Below are 980 nucleotides of genomic sequence, written 5' to 3'. Positions count from 1 at the left end.
AAATCACAATATATTTTGCATCACAATGTTGTTCGTATATATATTAACATGCACTTGTTTAAATATTTTATAAAATATTGTAAATTTTTTGAAGTTTTATTAAATAAAAAAGTTCTCGAATTCAAATAAATAATATGCACTCCTATTATAGAAGCATCTCAATCTATTTAGATTCAAGAACTTTTAAAAGCTATATTAAAGTTTATTTATTACTTGAGAAGCGTTTGAATGTTAATAATGAACCTGCTGCTAGTAAAACAGAAGCAAGGATAGTTACCAAACTAGAGTTAGATTGTTCACCAGTTTCTGGTAATGCGTTAGTAGTTTGTGGCTTAGTATTTTGAGTTGATACATTATTGACTGTAGTGTGTTGTACATTATTTTGTGTAGTTGTGTTATTGTCTGAAGGTTGATTTGACTGAGAAGTTTGTTGAGCATTATCGACATTTTCTTGTGAAATATAATATTCTTTCCCGTTATTTTGGGATTTATAATACAATTTTCCGCTTTCTGTTAATCGATATATTCCTGCATATTTTTCAGGCGATGAAATTATATAATCATTTCCTCTTTTAAAAGTTGTATAAGAAGTATTATATTCTAAATCACTTGTCACACCTGGTGAAAAACTATGTTCTCTAGCCTCCTTATTTAAACTTGCTTTAATTGCAATATCTTTAGCATTATTTACGTTAATTTGTTCTGATGCATTTGCTTGACCAAATCCTGTAAATAATAAAGCCCCTGCTAATGTAGTTGTTGCTAAAACTTTAGATTTCTTCATTTTATAATTCCTCCATAATCTATGAAATTCACCACTTAATTTTGTAAGCCGTGTACAACGTATATTAATGAGTTAAAAAGACACAAATTGTCCCTTTCTTATTTTTTATAAATTTATTTGCAAAGATTTAATTATCAAATATTTTAAATTAAAAAAGCTCTCTGACCATTAATTTGATCAAAGAGCGAATTATATG

General features: G+C 27.2%; 1 protein-coding gene. It reads right to left on the bottom strand.

What is annotated here, in order from left to right; all coding sequences use genetic code 11:
* Window positions 1-202: 202 nt before the first annotated feature.
* Window positions 203-784, bottom strand: coding sequence for an LPXTG cell wall anchor domain-containing protein (locus tag CD127_RS12415; protein ID WP_103366904.1), 582 nt, complete (start codon window positions 782-784; stop codon window positions 203-205).
* Window positions 785-980 lie beyond the last annotated feature (196 nt).

The organism is Staphylococcus petrasii (genome assembly GCF_002902565.1).
In the GTDB taxonomy this organism is placed as follows: Bacteria; Bacillota; Bacilli; order Staphylococcales; family Staphylococcaceae; genus Staphylococcus; species Staphylococcus petrasii.
This window is presented reverse-complemented; position numbering and strand designations above follow the sequence as displayed.